This window comes from Streptococcus sp. DD11 (assembly GCF_001578865.1).
In the GTDB taxonomy this organism is placed as follows: Bacteria; Bacillota; Bacilli; order Lactobacillales; family Streptococcaceae; genus Streptococcus; species Streptococcus panodentis.
Genome location: NZ_KQ969395.1, coordinates 41,381 through 60,361, shown reverse-complemented (window position 1 = coordinate 60,361; position 18,981 = coordinate 41,381). Strand labels below are relative to the sequence as shown.

The 18,981-nt window shown below is 47.2% G+C and carries 14 protein-coding genes and 2 pseudogenes; 14 read left to right on the top strand and 2 right to left on the bottom strand.

What is annotated here, in order from left to right:
* Positions 1-886 (bottom strand): serine hydrolase domain-containing protein (locus tag STRDD11_RS08035; protein ID WP_164828433.1); only part of this gene is annotated, 886 nt, incomplete at its 3' end.
* Between the two features lie 457 nt (positions 887-1,343).
* Positions 1,344-3,115: pseudogene (locus tag STRDD11_RS08030) on the bottom strand (serine hydrolase domain-containing protein).
* Between the two features lie 231 nt (positions 3,116-3,346).
* Between STRDD11_RS08030 and STRDD11_RS08025 the strand changes: the two are divergent.
* The 14 genes and pseudogenes from STRDD11_RS08025 to STRDD11_RS07960 all read left to right on the top strand — a co-directional run.
* Positions 3,347-3,925, top strand: a complete 579-nt coding sequence (locus STRDD11_RS08025; protein WP_128836895.1) for a TetR/AcrR family transcriptional regulator — start codon at positions 3,347-3,349, stop codon at positions 3,923-3,925.
* 249 nt (positions 3,926-4,174) lie between these two features.
* Complete coding sequence (locus STRDD11_RS08020; RefSeq protein ID WP_037614534.1) at positions 4,175-4,438, top strand: phosphocarrier protein HPr; 264 nt, start codon at positions 4,175-4,177, stop codon at positions 4,436-4,438.
* A gap of 1 nt (position 4,439) precedes the next feature.
* Positions 4,440-6,173 carry a phosphoenolpyruvate--protein phosphotransferase gene (gene ptsP / locus STRDD11_RS08015; RefSeq protein ID WP_128836894.1) on the top strand — a complete coding sequence of 578 codons (1,734 nt, stop codon included), beginning with the start codon at positions 4,440-4,442 and terminating at the stop codon, positions 6,171-6,173.
* A 163-nt stretch (positions 6,174-6,336) separates the two neighbouring features.
* Positions 6,337-7,761, top strand: coding sequence for an NADP-dependent glyceraldehyde-3-phosphate dehydrogenase (locus tag STRDD11_RS08010; protein ID WP_128836893.1), 1,425 nt, complete (start codon positions 6,337-6,339; stop codon positions 7,759-7,761).
* A gap of 560 nt (positions 7,762-8,321) precedes the next feature.
* Complete coding sequence (gene glgB / locus STRDD11_RS08005) at positions 8,322-10,232, top strand: 1,4-alpha-glucan branching protein GlgB (protein WP_128836892.1); 1,911 nt, start codon at positions 8,322-8,324, stop codon at positions 10,230-10,232.
* A gap of 3 nt (positions 10,233-10,235) precedes the next feature.
* Positions 10,236-11,378: a glucose-1-phosphate adenylyltransferase gene (locus tag STRDD11_RS08000; RefSeq protein WP_128836891.1), complete on the top strand. Its 1,143-nt coding sequence runs from the start codon at positions 10,236-10,238 to the stop codon at positions 11,376-11,378.
* Positions 11,368-12,507, top strand: a complete 1,140-nt coding sequence (glgD, locus tag STRDD11_RS07995; protein WP_128836890.1) for a glucose-1-phosphate adenylyltransferase subunit GlgD — start codon at positions 11,368-11,370, stop codon at positions 12,505-12,507. The genes STRDD11_RS08000 and glgD overlap by 11 nt, the downstream gene beginning before the upstream one ends.
* Positions 12,504-13,934, top strand: a complete 1,431-nt coding sequence (glgA, locus tag STRDD11_RS07990; protein WP_128836889.1) for a glycogen synthase GlgA — start codon at positions 12,504-12,506, stop codon at positions 13,932-13,934. Before glgD ends, glgA begins: the two co-directional genes overlap by 4 nt.
* A gap of 153 nt (positions 13,935-14,087) precedes the next feature.
* Entirely contained in the window at positions 14,088-16,484 is a 2,397-nt protein-coding gene (locus tag STRDD11_RS07985) for a glycogen/starch/alpha-glucan phosphorylase (protein WP_128836888.1), read from the top strand.
* 217 nt (positions 16,485-16,701) lie between these two features.
* Positions 16,702-16,902: a F0F1 ATP synthase subunit C gene (locus STRDD11_RS07980; RefSeq protein ID WP_128836887.1), complete on the top strand. Its 201-nt coding sequence runs from the start codon at positions 16,702-16,704 to the stop codon at positions 16,900-16,902.
* Between the two features lie 99 nt (positions 16,903-17,001).
* On the top strand, positions 17,002-17,715 hold the full coding sequence (gene atpB / locus STRDD11_RS07975; protein ID WP_128836886.1) for a F0F1 ATP synthase subunit A: 714 nt from the start codon (positions 17,002-17,004) through the stop codon (positions 17,713-17,715).
* Positions 17,716-17,732: 17 nt separating this feature from the next.
* Positions 17,733-18,227: a F0F1 ATP synthase subunit B gene (gene atpF / locus STRDD11_RS07970; protein WP_128836885.1), complete on the top strand. Its 495-nt coding sequence runs from the start codon at positions 17,733-17,735 to the stop codon at positions 18,225-18,227.
* A complete protein-coding gene (locus tag STRDD11_RS07965; protein ID WP_128836884.1) occupies positions 18,227-18,763 on the top strand; it encodes a F0F1 ATP synthase subunit delta in 537 nt (178 codons plus the stop codon). Before atpF ends, STRDD11_RS07965 begins: the two co-directional genes overlap by 1 nt.
* 15 nt (positions 18,764-18,778) lie before the next feature.
* Positions 18,779-18,981: pseudogene (locus STRDD11_RS07960) on the top strand (F0F1 ATP synthase subunit alpha); the annotation flags it as partial.

The window sequence follows — 18,981 nt, the reverse complement described above, 5'->3', positions numbered from 1 at the left end:
TGTAAAGAGTGGTCCAAGTCTCTGGCCGGCTAAAGAGGGTCTTGCGAGACAGCAGGGCCTGGGCAAATTTTTGCATATCGTCCAAGGTTCCGGTAGCTCGGCCTACTGGATAGAGTCCGACCTCAAAAATCGCCTCTCCCAATAGCTTGCCTTGGGCATCGTAGCCCTTGTCTTCCTTGCGTTTCTTCTGTACGTAAGCATTATCAGACAAGTCCGGCAGGATAGCCGTTTTGTCCATGCTCAGCGGCTGAAATATATGCTCATGGATATAGTCGACATAGGACTGGCCAGAGACGCGCTCGACGATGTAGGAGGCCAAGCCTGCTCCATAGTTGGAATAGGCTGTTGTCGTGCCCGGCTCAAAGGACTGGATGGGCTGGTAGTCACTGAGCAGTTCCTCCAGGCTTTTGCCGCCCTGCATATACAGGGGTGCTTCGTCAAAGCCGGCCTGATGATTCATGAGGTCTAGCATGGTGATGGGCTTGTCAAAGCGGAGATTCTTGAGAAAGCCCTCCGGCAGATAGGTACGGATGTCTTCTTCAAGGTTGATTTTTCCTTCTTCCCAGAGCTGCATGACCGATACCCAGACAGTCAGCTTAGTAACTGAGCCCCACTCAAAGACGCTGGAATCATCGGCTTTAATGCCTTTTTCCTTGTCCATATAGCCAAAGTTTCCTTGGTAGATGGTGCCGTTCTCGTCGAAGACTGCCGTTTCCATACCGGCGGTTGTCTTTTCGTGCTCCTTGACATAGTCCTCAATTTTCTGGCCGATTTGGCTGCGGTCGATGCCCGAAGGCAGCTTCTGCGACGCTGCTTGAGCATGGACTGGGCGAAAAATTCCCAGCGTCAAAACGGTTAAAATAATGAATAAAATTGATTTTTTCATGAGTTTTCCTTTCTAGTCAAAACCTTGGATAGCATAGGAAATGCTTCTGCAGACCACTCGGATAAAAATTTTAAACATGTTAGACTCCTTTGCAAATATGATTGCGTCTTCTTACATAAGCCGGCCTTTTATGTAATTCTTATATAGAATGCATTATATACAAATTAATTATATATAAACAATCTATGTATGTCAAATTTTTATATTAAAAAATTATAGCTATAAAAAGTCAAGAAAATCAGCTATCCAGAGCATATTGGCCCAAAAGTCCTGTATGTTTTTTAAAAACTTTAGAAATATTTTAGAATTAGCTAATTTTTCACAGTATTTTGCATGCTTTTATAAAATTGCAAAAAAGCTGCAGAAGCATTCCGAGGCTTTTTGTGCAAAGAAAAACTCCCCTGCAGAAGGAGAGCTTTGGCAGTCCATTTTTGCAAGGGAGATGGATAGGGTTATCTTAGTAAGCTGCCCACCATTGGTAAAGCGACCAGTAGAGGATGTTGGCCACAATCATCAGGGAAGAGAGACTGATCATGGCAGCGAAGAAAAGCTGCCCCTTGGTCCATCTTTCTTTCTTTTTCAGATAGAAAGGATAGAGAGCAGAGACGGTTAAAAGCAGACCGGTCACGGCTAAGAGGACAAAATTCCAAGTATAGTCAACATTGGCCGATGCGGTCATCAGCTTGTTAAAGACATTGAATAAATTAATGGGCACTGCTAAAATGACGACAGCAGTCAGATAGATCCATAACTTCCTTGCCAGAGGATAGCTGTCCTTGTTTTTTCTGAAAATCAGCCGCCAACAGTCAAGACCGGCATGAATCAGAAGGCTGAGCAGACTGAAAATAACCGCAAATACAAAGAGAAGTACCATTCCGTAGTCTTTAATCAGGTCCCAATCAGACAGTTTTAGGGCATCACCGTAGGTGCGTGTGATTTTGGACTGTCCATTGCTTTCTCCCGCTACCCAGAATTCGCCCTTGGTTTGCGGGGCGTCTGCTTTTTCATTAAGATAGTAAGTATATCCCGGAATGGTTTTTAAAAAGGAGAAGGGGCCGCTGTTGAAGGTCCGGGCGCTGCGGTAGTAGCCGGGACTGAATGTTTCATAGGATTGCTTATCCGCTGTTTTTTAGGGCCAAATACCAGCTCAGGCATTTGATAGTTATAAATTCTTTCCTGATACTGGTTGGTCATAATGACTTGGCCCAGGCCGGATTCTAAGTCCAGCAAGAGCATAGAGGAGAATCCAGCAGAATTGCCGCCGTGGCCGAGCAGTCTCACTCCGTACTCTTGGTACCAAAAGCCGTGGGCATTCAGGGGGATGTCAGTATCCGGATAGGTCGAAGTCGCAGTATAAAGCCTAGTCCAAGTCTCAGGCCGCTTGAAGAGTGCTTCTTTCTTCAAGAGCCCTTGGGCGAACTTTTGCAGGTCATCCAGTGTGCCCGTCGCCCTGCCGACCGGATAAAGGCTCAGTTCAAAATCAGCATTTTTTTTATTTCCATTAGCGTCGTAGCTGTTGATTTCTTGGCGTTTTTCCTGGACATACTGATTATCGGATAAATCGGGCAGCAGAGCTGTTTTGTCCATCTTGAGCGGCTGGAAAATGTGCTCATGGACATAGTCAGCAAAGGACTGACCGCTGAGGATTTCAACGATATAGGAGGCTAGGCCGGTGCCATAGTTGGAGTAGGCACTGACAGTCCCCGGCTCAAAAACCTGATTGGGCTGTCTGGTTCTGAGCAGTTCTTCGATGCTCAGGTCTCCTTTGAGGTAGGTATTCTGCTCGTCAAAGCCAGCCTGATGGTTCATCAGGTCCAGCATGGTGATGGGCTTGTCAAAATGCAGATTTTTCAGAAAATCGTCCGGCAGATAGGTTTTGATGTCCTCTTCGAGGTTGATTTTTCCTTCTTCCCAGAGCTGCATGACAGAGATCCAGACGGTTAGTTTGGTGATGGAGCCCCATTCAAAAACGGTGTCGTCGTCAGCCTTGACTTGGTTTTCCTTGTCACTGTAGCCGAAATTTCCCCGATAAATGGTTCCCTCGGTATCGAAAATGGCAGTCTCCATAGCAGCAGATGTTTTTTCATTTTTTTGATAAAAATCTTGAATTTTCTGACCTATTTGGTCATAGCTGGTCCCTTCTGGCAGCTTTTGGCTTTCAGCTAAAGCCAGTCCAGGACTGGCAAAGCCCAAGAGCAGAAAGCAGGCAAGCAATAATCGTTTCTTCATGGCATATTCCTTTCTTAAGATAGCAGAACGGAGCCTTTAACCCTAACCGCCTCCATCTTCATTGAATCAAGCGCGCCTTCAATGAAAAAATGGACCAATCTCTTCTATAAAAAAGATTGCAATTAGGGGTAAAGTAAGATATATTTAAGAAGTAGCTACAAGCTAATTATAACATATGACTAAAACTGTGTAAATAGTCATATATAATTTTTGAACAAAAAAGGAGAAAAAATGCCTAAAGGATTTACAATAGAAGAAAAGAAGATATTGATAAAAAAATTTAAAGAGGCCTGCAGCCGAAGCTGGATGACCTTTGGCTATAAGAAGACCAGTGTCGATCTGCTCTGTCAGGAGGCTGGGATTGCCAAAGGCTCTTTCTATACTTTTTTTAAAAACAAGGAGGAGCTTTTCTTCCAAGTCTACTGCGATACCCAGGATGAGATTTTCGCTGTTTTTGAAGAGACTTTAAAGGCTAACCCCTCAAAAGCTGGTTTTGCGGCGGCTCTCAAGGCTGTATTTAAGGAGTATGAAAAGAGCACCTTTGTCTTTGATACAAAAAATCCAGACTTTTTAAGTTTTGAGAATAAGCTGAGCTTAGAACAGCGGCAGGAGATTACTTCTAAAACCTCTCGCTTGAACGATGAAATCTTTTCCCAATCCTTTTTAAGTTTAAAAATTGAAAAGAATCTGGCTATTTCAGTCTTATCGGCAACCATGGCAACCATTACCCATAAGAACCAGCTGCCCGCTGATATTGAAGAAGTTTTCAGCTTTATGATTGAAAACTTAGTGGATGCCATGTTTGAATGAGCCTTCAAAACAAAAGACAAATTCAAAGCTTAGGTATGGAATTTCCAAGGCATTTGCTGCCGTCCTTGCTGAAGGAAAGACTCAAAGAAAACCTTCTTCAATATAATAAGAACAGTTTGCAACGATTGAGAAATATTTTGTAAGCGCCACATAAAATTCTTGAAAAAGATTTCAAAAGGTGATATAATATCAATTTGTAAGGGTTATCACAAATAATCCAAATAGAAATATTTAAAGGAGAGTCTAACTATGGCTTCTAAAGATTTCCACATTGTGGCAGAAACAGGTATTCACGCACGTCCAGCAACTTTATTGGTGCAAACTGCCAGCAAATTTGCTTCAGACATTACGCTTGAATACAAAGGTAAATCAGTAAACCTCAAATCAATTATGGGTGTCATGAGTCTTGGTGTAGGTCAAGGTGCAGACGTAGTTATCTCAGCTGAAGGTGCAGATGCGGATGACGCTATCGCAGCGATCACAGAAACAATGGAAAAAGAAGGATTGGCTTAATATGACAGAAATGCTAAAAGGAATTGCAGCATCTGACGGTGTTGCCGTTGCTAAGGCATATCTATTAGTTCAACCGGATTTGTCATTTGAGACTGTTTCAGTCGAAGATACGAATGCAGAAGAGGCTCGTTTGGATGCAGCTCTTGAAGCTTCCCAGAACGAGCTTTCTGTTATCCGTGAGAAAGCAGTAGATAGCCTAGGCGAAGAAGCAGCTCAAGTATTTGATGCGCACTTGATGGTACTGGCTGACCCTGAAATGGTTGGGCAAATCAAAGAAACCATTCGTGCCAAAAAGACCAATGCAGAAGCTGGTCTCAAAGAAGTAACGGACATGTTTATCACCCTCTTTGAAAATATGGAAGACAACCCATATATGCAGGAGCGTGCAGCAGACATCCGCGACGTGACCAAGCGCGTGCTGGCAAATCTTTTGGGCAAGAAATTGCCAAATCCTGCTTCTATCGATGAAGAAGTAGTCGTCATTGCCCATGACCTGACTCCTTCTGATACAGCACAGTTAGATAAAAACTTTGTAAAAGCCTTTGTGACCAACATTGGCGGACGTACCAGCCACTCAGCTATCATGGCCCGTACGCTGGAAATTGCTGCTGTGCTCGGTACAAATAATATTACTGAGTTAGTCAAAGACGGTGATGTGATTGCAGCTAACGGTATTACCGGCCAAGTCATCATCAACCCGACCGAAGAGCAGATTGCCGAATTCAAGGCGGCCGGCGAAGCTTATGCCAAGCAAAAGGCTGAGTGGGAACTGCTCAAAGATGCTCAGACTGTGACGGCTGACGGCAAACACTTTGAGCTGGCAGCGAACATCGGTACACCGAAAGATGTCGAAGGTGTCAATGCCAACGGTGCAGAAGCAGTCGGTCTTTATCGTACAGAATTCTTGTACATGGATTCTCAAGACTTCCCAACAGAAGACGAACAGTACGAAGCTTACAAAGCAGTGCTGGAAGGGATGAACGGCAAGCCGGTCGTGGTTCGTACCATGGACATCGGTGGGGACAAGGAACTTCCTTACTTTGACATGCCGCATGAAATGAACCCATTCCTCGGCTTCCGTGCCCTGCGTATCTCTATCTCTGAGACGGGTGATGCCATGTTCCGCACTCAGATTCGTGCGCTTCTGCGTGCATCTGTGCATGGACAGTTGCGCATCATGTTCCCAATGGTAGCTCTTCTGACAGAATTCCGCAAGGCTAAAGCTGTCTATGAGGAAGAAAAAGCCAAGCTGCAGGCAGAAGGCCTTGCTGTAGCGGACAATATCCAAGTCGGCATCATGATTGAAATCCCAGCAGCAGCAATGCTGGCAGATCAGTTTGCCAAGGAAGTAGACTTCTTCTCTATTGGTACCAACGACTTGATCCAATACACCATGGCAGCTGACCGGATGAATGAGCAGGTTTCCTATCTGTACCAGCCTTATAACCCCTCTATCCTGCGCCTGATTAACAATGTTATCAAGGCAGCGCATGCAGAAGGCAAGTGGGCAGGTATGTGCGGAGAAATGGCTGGAGATCAAACAGCTGTACCATTGCTTGTAGGGATGGGCTTGGATGAGTTCTCTATGAGTGCCACCTCTGTTCTGCGTACCCGCAGCCTCATGAAGAAATTGGATACGAAGAAAATGGAAGAACTGGCTAACCGTGCTCTGACAGAATGTGCAACCATGGAAGAAGTTCTGGAACTGGAAAAAGAGTATCTGGATTTTGAATAATCTTTTAAAGAGCGTTTGTGCGCTCTTTTTTTGCAAGTGAAATTTGAACAAATTGGCTGTAATCATCTAATTTGTGAAAATTTTCTTTAAATTTACGGTTTTTGGTTGAAGTTTTCAGAAAATTTGGTAAAATAATACTTACCAACATTTTGGAGGGGCGAATTTGACACAATATAAAAACTACATCAATGGAGAATGGAAGTCTTCTGCAAATGAAATTACCATCTCATCTCCGATTAACGGCGAAATTTTAGGAACCGTTCCTGCCATGAGTCAGGCAGAAGTGGATGCTGCTATGAAGAGCGCCCGCGCGGCTTTGCCTGCTTGGCGTGCTCTTTCGGCAGTTGAGCGTGCGGCTTATCTGCATAAGGCGGCAGATATTTTGGAGCGCGATCAGGAGAAAATCGGCCAAATTCTGGCTAAGGAAGTGGCCAAGGGGATCAAGGCAGCGGTTGGCGAGGTTGTCCGGACAGCCGATTTGATCCGCTATGCAGCTGAAGAAGGCATCCGTGTTCACGGCCAGGTACTGGAAGGCGGCGGTTTTGAAGCTGCCAGCAAGAAGAAGCTGGCTGTTGTGCGCCGTGAGCCTATGGGCGTTGTGCTGGCTGTAGCGCCTTTTAACTATCCAGTCAACCTATCTGGCTCCAAGATTGCACCGGCTTTGATTGGCGGAAATGTTGTCATGTTCAAACCGCCGACTCAAGGCTCTATTTCAGGGCTGCTGCTGGCGCAGGCCTTTGCAGAGGCGGGCCTCCCTGCAGGTGTCTTCAACACCATTACCGGGCGTGGGTCTGAAATCGGTGACTACATCATTGAGCATCAGGAAGTCAACTACATTAACTTTACGGGCTCAACTCCTATCGGTGAGCGGATCGGCAAGTTAGCTGGCATGCGTCCGGTGATGCTGGAGCTGGGCGGAAAAGATGCAGCGGTTGTTTTGGAAGATGCGGACTTGGAGCATGCTGCCAAGCAGATTGTCGGCGGGGCTTTCAGCTACTCCGGCCAGCGCTGTACGGCTATTAAGCGTGTCCTTGTCATGGAAAGTGTAGCGGATAAACTGGCTGCGCTGCTGCAGGCAGAGGTCAGCAAATTAACGGTCGGCGATCCTTTTGATAACGCAGATATTACACCGGTTATCGACAATGCGTCGGCAGATTTCATCTGGGGCTTGATTGAGGACGCTCAGGCTAAGGGAGCGACTGCCCTGACGGAAATCAAACGTGAAGCAAATCTCATCTGGCCTGCCTTGTTTGACAATGTCACATTGGATATGAAATTAGCTTGGGAGGAGCCGTTCGGTCCCGCTCTTCCGATTATTCGTGTTGCTTCTGTGGAAGAAGCTGTCGAAATCTGCAATCAGTCTGAATTCGGTCTGCAATCTTCAGTCTTTACAAATGATTTCCCTAAAGCATTTGAAATTGCTGAAAAATTAGAAGTGGGCACTGTACACATCAATAATAAAACACAGCGCGGTCCGGACAACTTCCCATTCTTGGGGGTCAAAGGATCCGGAGCAGGTGTGCAGGGGATCCGTTACAGTATCGAAGCGATGACACAAGTGAAATCAATCGTGTTTGACGTGAAATAAATAAGAAAGGCGGCTTTGTGCGGCCTTTTTTCATACAGCTGATGACGCTCAGCAGCTTCGGGAAGGGGAGTGAGATGGCAGATGAAGCTTCCAACAGGCAGCAGCAAAAGCGCTGCTTTGAACCTGCAAATAAAACTTCCGTCAGGAGGCACCATCTTCGATGTTCGGTCAGTGCTTGAGTAGTCGAAGAGCAGAAAGGCGGCCGGCGAAAATGAAAAAATGAGAAGATTTCCCCCAGCAGGTCCAATTGAAGGAGAGGGAGCAAAAGATAGATTAAGCGCTTATACTTTCAAAATGTAAATTTACATTTTGGTATAGAGCGGTAGGGAGATTTTCATCTTTCCTTCTTTCCGGTCCGAGGCTGTCAGACAGCTAAGAATGAATAAAAACCTTTAGAAAATAGCAAATCTCAGTCTTTTAGAGCTGGTCAGAAGGCCATTTCGGATAACGTTCGGTTTTTGTAATTTTCCGTAATGATTTTTGAAATTTACTTGAAAAAGAGCTAAAAATAATGTAGAATAGTATTATAGAAAACGCTTACAAAATAGAAAGGTGATTGCATGGATAAAAACGAAGCATTAAGAACCTTTACAACGGGTGAAAACTTTCATCTGCAGCATTATCTGGGGGCGCATCAGGAGGTAGTGGACGGCCGGTCCGGCTATACCTTCCGTGTCTGGGCGCCTAATGCTCAGAATGTTCACTTAATCGGAGATTTCACCGGCTGGTATGAGCATCAGATTCCCATGACCCGCAATGAAGCCGGTGTCTGGGAGGTCTTTACCGAACTGCCCAAGGAAGGAGACATTTACAAATACAATATCAAACGCAGCAGCGGTCAGGAGATTCTCAAGCTGGATCCGCTGGCTGTCTATCTGGAAGAGCGGCCGGGCACCGGAGCAGTCATCCGCACCATTCCTGAAAAGAAATGGAAGGACGGTCTCTGGCTGGCCCGCAGAAAGCGCTGGGGCTTCTTTTCCCGGCCGGTCTCTATCTATGAGGTCCATGCCGGGTCTTGGAAACGCAATGAAGACGGCAGCCCCTACACTTTTGCACAGCTGAAAGAGGAGCTGATTCCCTATCTGGTAGAGATGAATTACACCCATGTGGAGTTCATGCCGCTCATGGCGCATCCGCTGGGACTCAGCTGGGGCTATCAGCTCATGGGTTACTTTGCTTTTGAGCATACTTACGGCACGCCGGAGGAATTTCAGGACTTTGTTGAAGAATGCCACTTGAACAATATCGGGGTCATTGTGGACTGGGTTCCGGGGCATTTTACCATCAATGACGATGCCTTGGCCTACTATGACGGGACACCGACCTTTGAATACCAGGACCATGACCGGGCTCATAACTACGGCTGGGGTGCGCTCAATTTTGATTTGGGCAAGAATCAGGTTCAGTCCTTCCTGATTTCCAGCATTAAATTTTGGATTGATTTTTACCATCTGGACGGTATCCGTGTGGATGCTGTCAGCAATATGCTCTATCTGGACTATGACAGCGGTCCTTGGCAGCCCAATAAAGACGGAGGCAACCGCAACTATGAGGGCTATTACTTCCTGCAGCGGCTCAATACCGTCATCAAGCTGGCCCATCCGGATGTGATGATGATTGCTGAAGAAAGCTCTTCGGGAACCAAGATTACCGGCATGAAGGAGCTGGGCGGTCTGGGCTTTGACTACAAGTGGAATATGGGCTGGATGAATGATATTCTCCGCTTCTATGAGGAAGATCCGATTTACCGCAAGTATGATTTTAATCTGGTGACTTTCAGCTTCATGTATGCTTTCTCGGAAAATTTCCTGCTGCCCTTCTCCCATGATGAGGTGGTCCACGGCAAGAAGAGTCTCATGCACAAGATGTGGGGCGACCGCTACAATCAGTTTGCAGGTCTGCGCAACCTCTACACGTATCAGATCTGCCATCCGGGCAAGAAGCTGCTCTTTATGGGCTCTGAGTTTGGCCAATTCCTAGAATGGAAATCCGAAGAACAGCTGGAATGGTCCAATCTGGACGACCGGCTCAACAAGCAGATGCAGGGCTTTACCTCCGCTCTCAATGCTTTCTACAAGGAAAACCGTCCTCTCTGGGAAATTGACTTAAGCTATGAAGGCATTGAAATCATCGATGCCGATAATACAGACCAGAGTGTCCTCTCCTTTATCAGAAAGACGGCTAAGGGAGAAATGTTAATTTGTGTCTTCAATATGGCGCCGGTAGAGCGGAAGAACTTTACCATTGGTGTTCCTGTGGCGGCCATTTATGAAGAAGTATGGAACACCGAACTAGAAGAATGGGGAGGTGTTTGGAAGGAACATAATGCAACCGTTCAGTCCCAAGAAGGACTTTGGAAAGATTATCCGCAGACCTTGACCTTTACGCTGCCGGCTCTGGGGGCAAGTATCTGGAAGGTTAAGCGTCGCGTGAAAACCACTCAAGCTAATAAAAAATCCACAAAGGAGTAGGATATGAAGAATGAAATGCTAGCTTTAATCCTTGCCGGAGGGCAGGGGACTCGTCTTGGAAAGCTCACACAGAGTATTGCAAAACCGGCAGTACAGTTTGGCGGCCGCTATCGGATTATTGATTTTGCCCTGTCAAACTGCGCCAACTCCGGCATTCACAATGTCGGTGTCATCACTCAGTACCAGCCACTGGCCCTGAACAGCCATATCGGCAATGGTTCCAGCTGGGGGCTGGACGGTATCAACTCAGGCGTATCCATTCTTCAGCCTTATTCAGCCAGTGAAGGAAACCGCTGGTTTGAAGGGACCAGCCATGCTATTTTTCAAAATATTGACTATATCGACAGCATCAATCCCGAATATGTCCTGATTCTGTCTGGAGACCATATCTACAAGATGGACTATGATGACATGCTTCAGTCCCATAAGGACAATAATGCCAGCCTGACCGTGGCCGTTCTGGATGTGCCGCTCAAGGAAGCCAGCCGTTTTGGAATCATGAATACAGATGCCAACAACCGGATTGTTGAATTTGAAGAAAAACCGGCAGAGCCGAAGTCTACCAAGGCATCCATGGGGATTTACATCTTTGACTGGCAGCGCCTGCGCAATATGCTGGTGGCTGCTGAAAAGAGCAGTGTGGACATGTCAGACTTTGGTAAAAATGTCATTCCAAATTATCTGGAATCCGGCGAAAGCGTCTATGCTTATGAGTTTGCCGGCTACTGGAAAGATGTGGGGACAGTGGAATCCCTCTGGGAAGCCAATATGGAATATATCGACCCCAACAACGCTCTGGACAGCCGCAACCGCCGCTGGAAGATCTACTCCCGCAATCTGATTTCCCCGCCTAACTTCTTGGGCGAACATGCCCATGTGGAAGACTCGCTGGTCGTTGACGGATGCTTTGTGGATGGGACTGTCAAGCACTCTATCCTCTCTACCGGAGCTCAGGTCAGAAAGGACGCTGTCATTGAAGACTCCGTGATTATGAGCGGGGCTGTCATCGGTCAGGGTGCTAAGATTAAGCGGGCCATTATCGGCGAAGGTGCCATCATTTCTGAAGGTGTCGAGATTGATGGAACGGATGAAGTGCATGTTATCGGATACAACGAGAAAGTGGGGGTACCAACAGATGAAGATTGATAAATATTCAGCGATTTTAGGAAATACAGTCGGCTTTCATGATATGTCAAGCCTGACAAATCACCGTCCCGTAGCCAGTCTGCCTTTTGGGGGGAAATACCGTCTGATTGACTTCCCGCTTTCCAGTCTGGCCAATGCTGGTATCCGCAGCGTATTTGGTATTTTCCAGCAGGACAATATCAGCTCTGTCTTTGACCATATCCGCTCCGGCCGCGAATGGGGCCTGTCTACCCTGCTCAGCCACTATTATCTGGGGATTTACAATACCCGTGTAGAAAGCTCTACGGTGGGGGACGAATACTATGACCAGCTCCTGACCTATCTCAGACGCTCCGGCTCCAATCAGACCGTTGCCCTCAACTGCGATGTGCTGATTAACATTGATCTGAACCAGGTCTTCCATCTGCACAATACGACAGAGCAGCCGATTACGGTGGTCTATAAGAAATTGCACAAAGAAAATATTTCAGATGTGAATTCTATCTTGGAAATTGATGAATCAGACCATGTCAAGAGCCACAAGCTCTTTGATCCCAAGTCTGACGGCGAGCTCTTCAATATGTCGACAGATATTTTTGTAGCCGACACTCCTTGGCTGATTGAAAGACTGGAAGAGGAAGCTCAGAAGGAACATCCGCAGAAACTGCGCTATGTGCTGCGTGATTTGGCGGCTCAGGAAGGCGCTTTTGCCTATGAATACACAGGCTATCTGGCCAATATCTACTCTGTCGAGTCCTACTATCAGGCCAATAAAGACATGCTGGAGAGTCAAAAATTCTACTCCCTCTTTACTCCTAACCAAAAGATTTACACCAAGGTGAAAAATGAGGAACCGACCTATTATGCTCCGTCTTCAAAAGTGTCGCGCTCACAGTTCGCTTCAGGAAGCATTGTCAGAGGACAGGTGTTTAATTCCGTTGTTTCGCGGAATACCGATATTTCCGAAGGCAGCAGTGTCAAGGACAGCATTCTCTTTCCGCGTGTCAAAGTCGGCAAAAACGCTGTAGTAGAGTATGCCATCGTGGACAAGAGCGTTGAGATTGCTGAGGGAGTGGTCATTCGCGGAACGGCTGAACATCCGGTTGTTGTCAGGAAGGGCGAGAAGGTTATAGAGGATATCATCTCATGAAAATTTTATTTGCAGCAGCAGAAGGCGCCCCTTTTTCTAAAACGGGCGGTTTGGGAGACGTGATTGGCGCTCTCCCCAAATCGCTGGTGAAAGCTGGACATGAAGTCGGTGTCGTTCTGCCTTACTATGATGCGACAGAAGCTAAATTTGGCGATCAGGCTGAAGATCTCTTCTCTTTTGAGGTCAGTGTCGGCTGGCGCCGGCAGTATGTCGGAGTCAAGCGGATTGTATTGGACGGTGTGCAGTTTTACTTTATTGATAACCAGCACTATTTCTTCCGCGGCCATATTTACGGTGATTTTGATGACGGCGAACGCTTTGCTTATTTCCAGCTGGCAGCAGTGGAGCTGATGGAGCGGATTGACTTTGTTCCGGATATTCTCCATGTTCATGATTACCATACGGCCATGATTCCTTTCCTGGTCAAGGAAAAATACCACTGGATTCAGGCTTATCAGGGGATTCGGACGGTGCTGACTATCCACAATCTGGAATTTCAGGGCCAGTTTCCTGACAGCATGCTGTGGGAGCTCTTTGGCGTCGGCTATGAGCGGTATGCGGACGGTACGCTGCGCTGGAATGACTGCCTCAACTGGATGAAGGCCGGTATTCTCTATGCGGATCGGGTAACGACGGTGTCACCGAGCTATGCCCATGAAATCCGCACGCCGGAATTCGGCTGCCAGCTGGATCAGGTCCTGCGCATGGAGTCTGGAAAGCTGGTCGGCATTGTCAATGGGATTGATACGGATATCTATAATCCGGAAACAGACAAGCTGCTGGCACATCACTTTGACAAAAATGATTTATCTGGTAAACTAGAAAATAAGCGTGCTCTGCAAGAGAGAGTGGGACTGCCTGTCCGCGATGATGTACCGGTCGTAGGGATTGTTTCCCGTCTGACCCGTCAGAAAGGCTTTGATCTGGTAGTGGAAGAACTGCATAACCTCCTGCAGGAAGATGTGCAGATCATTCTTCTGGGGACCGGAGACCCGGCTTTTGAACAGGCCTTTGCTTGGTTTGGCCAGGCTTATCCTGAAAAGCTGTCCGCCAATATTCTCTTTGACGTGACGCTGGCGCAGGAAATCTATGCTGCCAGTGACATCTTCCTCATGCCGAGCCGCTTTGAACCCTGCGGTCTGTCTCAGATGATGGCCATGCGCTACGGCACCCTGCCGCTGGTCCATGAAGTGGGCGGCCTGCGTGATACTGTAGAGCCTTTCAATGTCTATACTGGACAGGGGACAGGCTTTAGCTTCAATAACTTTTCCGGCTACTGGCTGAGATGGACTTTCAAGGAAGCCCTCAATCTCTATGTTCATGACAAGGAAGCCTGGCATGCCTTGCAGGAACAGGCCATGGAAAGAGACTTTTCATGGGATACAGCCAGTCAGGCCTACAGTGACTTGTACCAGTCACTTTTGTAACATTCACTTTGGAATCATATGTATAAAATCCTCTCTTATTGCAGCAATAAGAGAGGATTTCCGCGAAAAAAGCATTTTTATATATTATTATACTGTTTTTTGCCGGCGGCAGAACTGATTCCCTCATTTTAGAAAGGGAGATGTCCATTCACAATGGAACTTACAAAAGAACAATTTATCCGTGATTTTAAAGATACACTGCACGAACGACAGTTAATCAAAGTGGCAGATGCGACTTCTGCTGAGCTGTTTCAGGCCTTGGCCAGCACCGTGCGCAAGTATATTACCCCCCTCTGGCTGGACCGCCGCAATAAATTGGTTGAGCACCAGCAGAAAACGGCTTATTACTTTTCAATCGAATTTCTGCCCGGCCGCATGCTGGAAACCAACCTGCTCAATCTGGGCATTCTGGATACAGTGAAAGAAGGCTTTGCGGAGCTGGGAGTTGATTTTGCCGATGTCAAAAATGCCGAGCATGATATGGCTCTGGGAAATGGCGGTCTGGGCCGTCTGGCCGCAGCCTTTATGGATTCGCTGGCAACGACCGGCTATCCCGGTTTTGGGAATGGCATTCGCTACCGCTACGGTCTGTTCAAACAAAGGATTGTAGACGGCTATCAGGTTGAGATTCCGGATGACTGGTTTGGCAGTCTGGGCAATGTCTGGGAAACCCGCAAGGACCATGATATTGTCGATGTGAAGCTCTTCGGAAATGTCTATCTGCGGGCCAATGAGGAAGGACGGATCGTGCCGGTCTATGAAAATTCCCGGACCCTGCGTGCGGTGCCTTATGATGTGCCGCAAATCGGCTTTGGCAACGACAATGTCAATAATCTCCGTCTCTGGGATGTTGAAATCCCTGAGGAGTACGAACTGGACTATCCAACCATTGAAGCCCGCCGCCGGGTACAGGATATTACAGCCATCCTTTATCCGGATGATTCCAGCTATGAAGGAAAAGAACTGCGCCTGATTCAGGAATACTTCATGACCAGTGCCGGCCTGCAGACCATCATCCAGTCCTATCTCAAGCAGGGGCTGCCGCTGGAAAAGATTCATGACAAGGTTTCTGTCCATATCAATGACACCCACCCGGCCGTTGCTCCGGCTGAATTTATGCGCCTGCTCTTGGATGTTTACGGTCTGGAATGGGCCGATGCCTGGGAGGCGACCGTCAAAACCATGAGTTACACCAACCACACCATTCTCTCCGAAGCCTTGGAAAAATGGGATGCGGAGCTCTTCAAGAATGTCCTGCCGCGGGTTTACCAGATTATCCTTGAGATTGACAACCGCTATGTGGCAGAAATGGCCCAGCGCGGCATTGAGCCGGAAGTCATCGAAAATACGCGGATTGTCAAGGACAATCAGATCCACATGGCGCACTTGGCCATTATCGGCGGCCATTCGGTCAATGGGGTGGCCAAACTCCATACCGAGCTGCTCAAAGAGGATACCCTGCGTGATTTCTATCAAATCTATCCTGAAAAGTTCAACAACAAGACCAACGGCATTATCCAGCGCCGCTGGCTGCAGATTGCAGACGAGCCGCTGTCGGATGCCATCGATCAGCTCATCGGCAAGGACTGGCGAAGTGACATTCACCAACTGCGCCGTCTCTTGGACTACAAGGATGACAAGCAGGTCTTGGCTGATTTCTATCGGGTTAAGCAGGAGGCCAAGGCCCGTCTGGCTGACTTTATCAAGGAGTCGACAGGAGTGGAAGTCTCCACAGAAGCGATCTTTGATGTGCAGGTCAAGCGCCTTCATGCCTATAAGCGGCAGCTGCTCAATCTCCTTCACATCATCAAGCTTTACTGGGATTTGAAGGACAATCCGGACAAGGATATGGTTCCCCGCGTCTTTATCTTCGGTGCCAAGGCTGCACCGGGCTATCATTTTGCCAAATCGGTCATCAAGCTTATCAATGAAGTGGCCAATCTGGTCAATCAGGACGAGAGTCTCCAAGGCAAGCTCAAGGTGGTCTTTCTGGAAAATTACCGGGTCAGTCTGGCTGAGCTCATTATCCCAGCGGCCGATGTGTCTGAGCAGATTTCTCTGGCTTCTAAGGAGGCTTCCGGCACTTCCAATATGAAGTTCATGATGACCGGTGCTATTACTCTGGCGACGCTGGATGGTGCCAATATCGAAATCAAGGACGAAGTCGGCGATGACAATATCGTTATCTTTGGTATGGATAAGGATGCAGTCTATGAGCACTATGCCCGCCACGATTACTATTCACGCGGTCTGTATGAAAGCAATCCGCTTATCCGCCGGGTGGTGGATACCTTTGTCAACGGCACCATTCCAAATGTCCGGGAGGAAGGCTCTGAAATCTATGAAGCCCTGATTACCCACAATGATGAGTACTTCCTGCTGGAGGACTTTGAAGCTTATGTCCAAGCACAGGAAAAGATTGACCGTCTTTACCGCGACAAAGAAAAGTGGGCCCGCATGAGTCTGGTCAATATCGCAACATCCGATAAGTTTACATCCGATGATACCATTGAGCAGTATGCCAAGGAAATTTGGAATCTGGAAAAGTAGAAGGACTAAGAGGAGGACTGGGCTGAGCTGGTCCTCCTGCTTTTGCTGCTCTGTTTATACTTTTTTGTTTTTAATCAGGAAAGGTCAGCGGCATCTCTTTTTTTCCTGAAGGAAAAGTCGAAATAAAATCGCTTACATTGTCTAAAAACATTTGACAAATGGTCTTTTTAGGACTAAACTAAGTAAGTAAATTTTAAAACATAAAGGAGAATTCATCATGAATTTATCATTTTTGGGACTTTGTTTTGCCTGCTTTGGTGTTTCCATTGCTGAAGGTCTGCTGATGAGTAATTTGTTCAAAGCTGCTTCCCGCCAGCCGGAAATCATCGGTCAGCTGAGAAGTCTTTTAATCTTGGGGATTGCCTTTATTGAAGGTACTTTCTTTGTAACGCTGGCAATGGCCTTCTTTATCAAATAATCAGATACTGATGTGTGAAGCGAGGTATGCACCAGCATCTTCAGCAGATGCGAAGACGGACTGTACCTGGCTTCAGAAATAAAAGGAGGTGTCGTTTATTTGGAAGAGAGTAAAAATCCAACGATTCATCTAGGTCCTGTAACCTTTGATTTGACCCTGCTTGCCATGTCTTTGCTGACGGTGCTGCTTGTTTTTGCCCTGGTTTACTGGGCCAGCCGCAAAATGAAGCTCAAACCGACAGGAAAGCAGAATGCGCTTGAGTATCTCTATGATTTTGTCATTGATTTCACCAAGGGCAATATCGGCCAGCATTATATGAAGAATTATTCACTCTTTTTATTCTCCTTATTTCTGTTTGTGCTGGTGGCTAATAATCTGGGTCTGATGGCCAAATTACAGACGACCAATGGCTTCAATCTGTGGACATCGCCGACTGCCAATCTGGCCTATGACTTGGGCTTTGCAGTGATGATTACGCTGATTTGCCATGTGGAAGGGATCCGACGCCGCGGCATTAAGGGCTATCTGAAAGGCTTTATCACTCCGGGCATCATGACTCCCATGAATATTCTGGAAGAATTTACCAATTTGGCCTCTTTGGCTCTGCGGCTCTACGGAAATATCTTTGCCGGGGAAGTGCTGGCTGGCATGCTGGTCACTCTGTCCCAGCAAGCTATCTTTACTTATCCGCTGGCTTTTGTCATGAATATGGTATGGACTGCCTTCTCAATCTTTATTTCATGCATTCAGGCCTATGTATTTACCATGCTGACCTCCATGTATCTGGGAAAGAAGATTAACGGCGAAGAATAGAAAGGGAAGAAAATAGAATGAATATTACATTAGGTGAAGTGCTTGGAAATTTCATCCTTGTTGCCGGTTCCTTTCTTCTTTTGATTGTTCTCATCAAGAAGTTTGCCTGGGGCAATATCACCAGTATGCTGGACCAGAGGGCCCAGAAGATTGCCGATGATATTGACGGTGCAGAAACTGCCCGCAAGAAGGCGGAGAAGCTGGCTCAGGAAAGGGAAGAAGCGCTGGCAGGCAGCCGGGCGGAAGCCGCTTCCATCATCGAAACAGCCAAAGAAACAGCTGAGAAAAACAAGGCCGGGATTTTGGCAGATGCAGCAGCAGAAGCGGGACGCCTGAAAGAAAAGGCCAATCAGGAGATTGCACAGAGCAAGGCTGACGCTCTTCAGAGCATTAAGGGCGATGTGGCTGACTTAACCGTCAGTCTGGCCGGCAAGATTTTGAGCCAGGAATTGGACAAAGAAGCTCAGAGCGAACTGATTGACCGCTATATCGAACAGTTAGGAGATGCCTAATGGACAAAAAGCAGTATGCACTGGTTGAAAAATATGCCTTGCCTTTTGTTCAGGTCGTCTTTGAAAAGGGTCAGCAAGAAGATGTTTTTGAGAAATTGAGTCAGATAAAGGCTGTTTTCGAAGAGACAGGCCTTGCTGACTTTTTAGCACATATCGGAGTTGACAGCAGCGAGAAAGAAAAGAGCCTGCGGCTTTTTCAGAAGTCTGGCTCCGAGCTGATTGACAATCTGATCGAGGTGGTCATTCTCAATCATCGGGAAGGCCTCTTCTATGCTATCCTGCTGGAAGTGCAGCAGCGGATTGAGAAAATCAGCCATGTCTTTGAAGTAACGGTCAAGTCTGTTCAGCCCCTGACGGACAGCCAGAAGGCAAAGCTCCGCCCGATGATTGAGCAGAAAATGGGCCTCAAGGTCCGCTCGATTCGGCAGGAGCTGGACAGCAGCCTGATTGGCGGCTTTGTCATCTCTGCGGACAACAAGATGATTGATGCCAGCATCAGAAGTCAACTACAAGTCATAAAAGAAAATTTGAAATAGAAAGTGGTGTGAATTTTGGCGATTAACGCACAAGAAATCAGCGCTTTAATTAAGCAACAAATTGAAAATTTCCAGCCAAATTTTGACGTCACAGAAACAGGGATCGTCACTTATATTGGTGATGGGATTGCGCGTGCCCACGGTCTGGACAATGCCATGAGCGGGGAGCTCTTGATTTTTGAGAACGGCTCCTACGGGATGACGCAGAATCTGGAGTC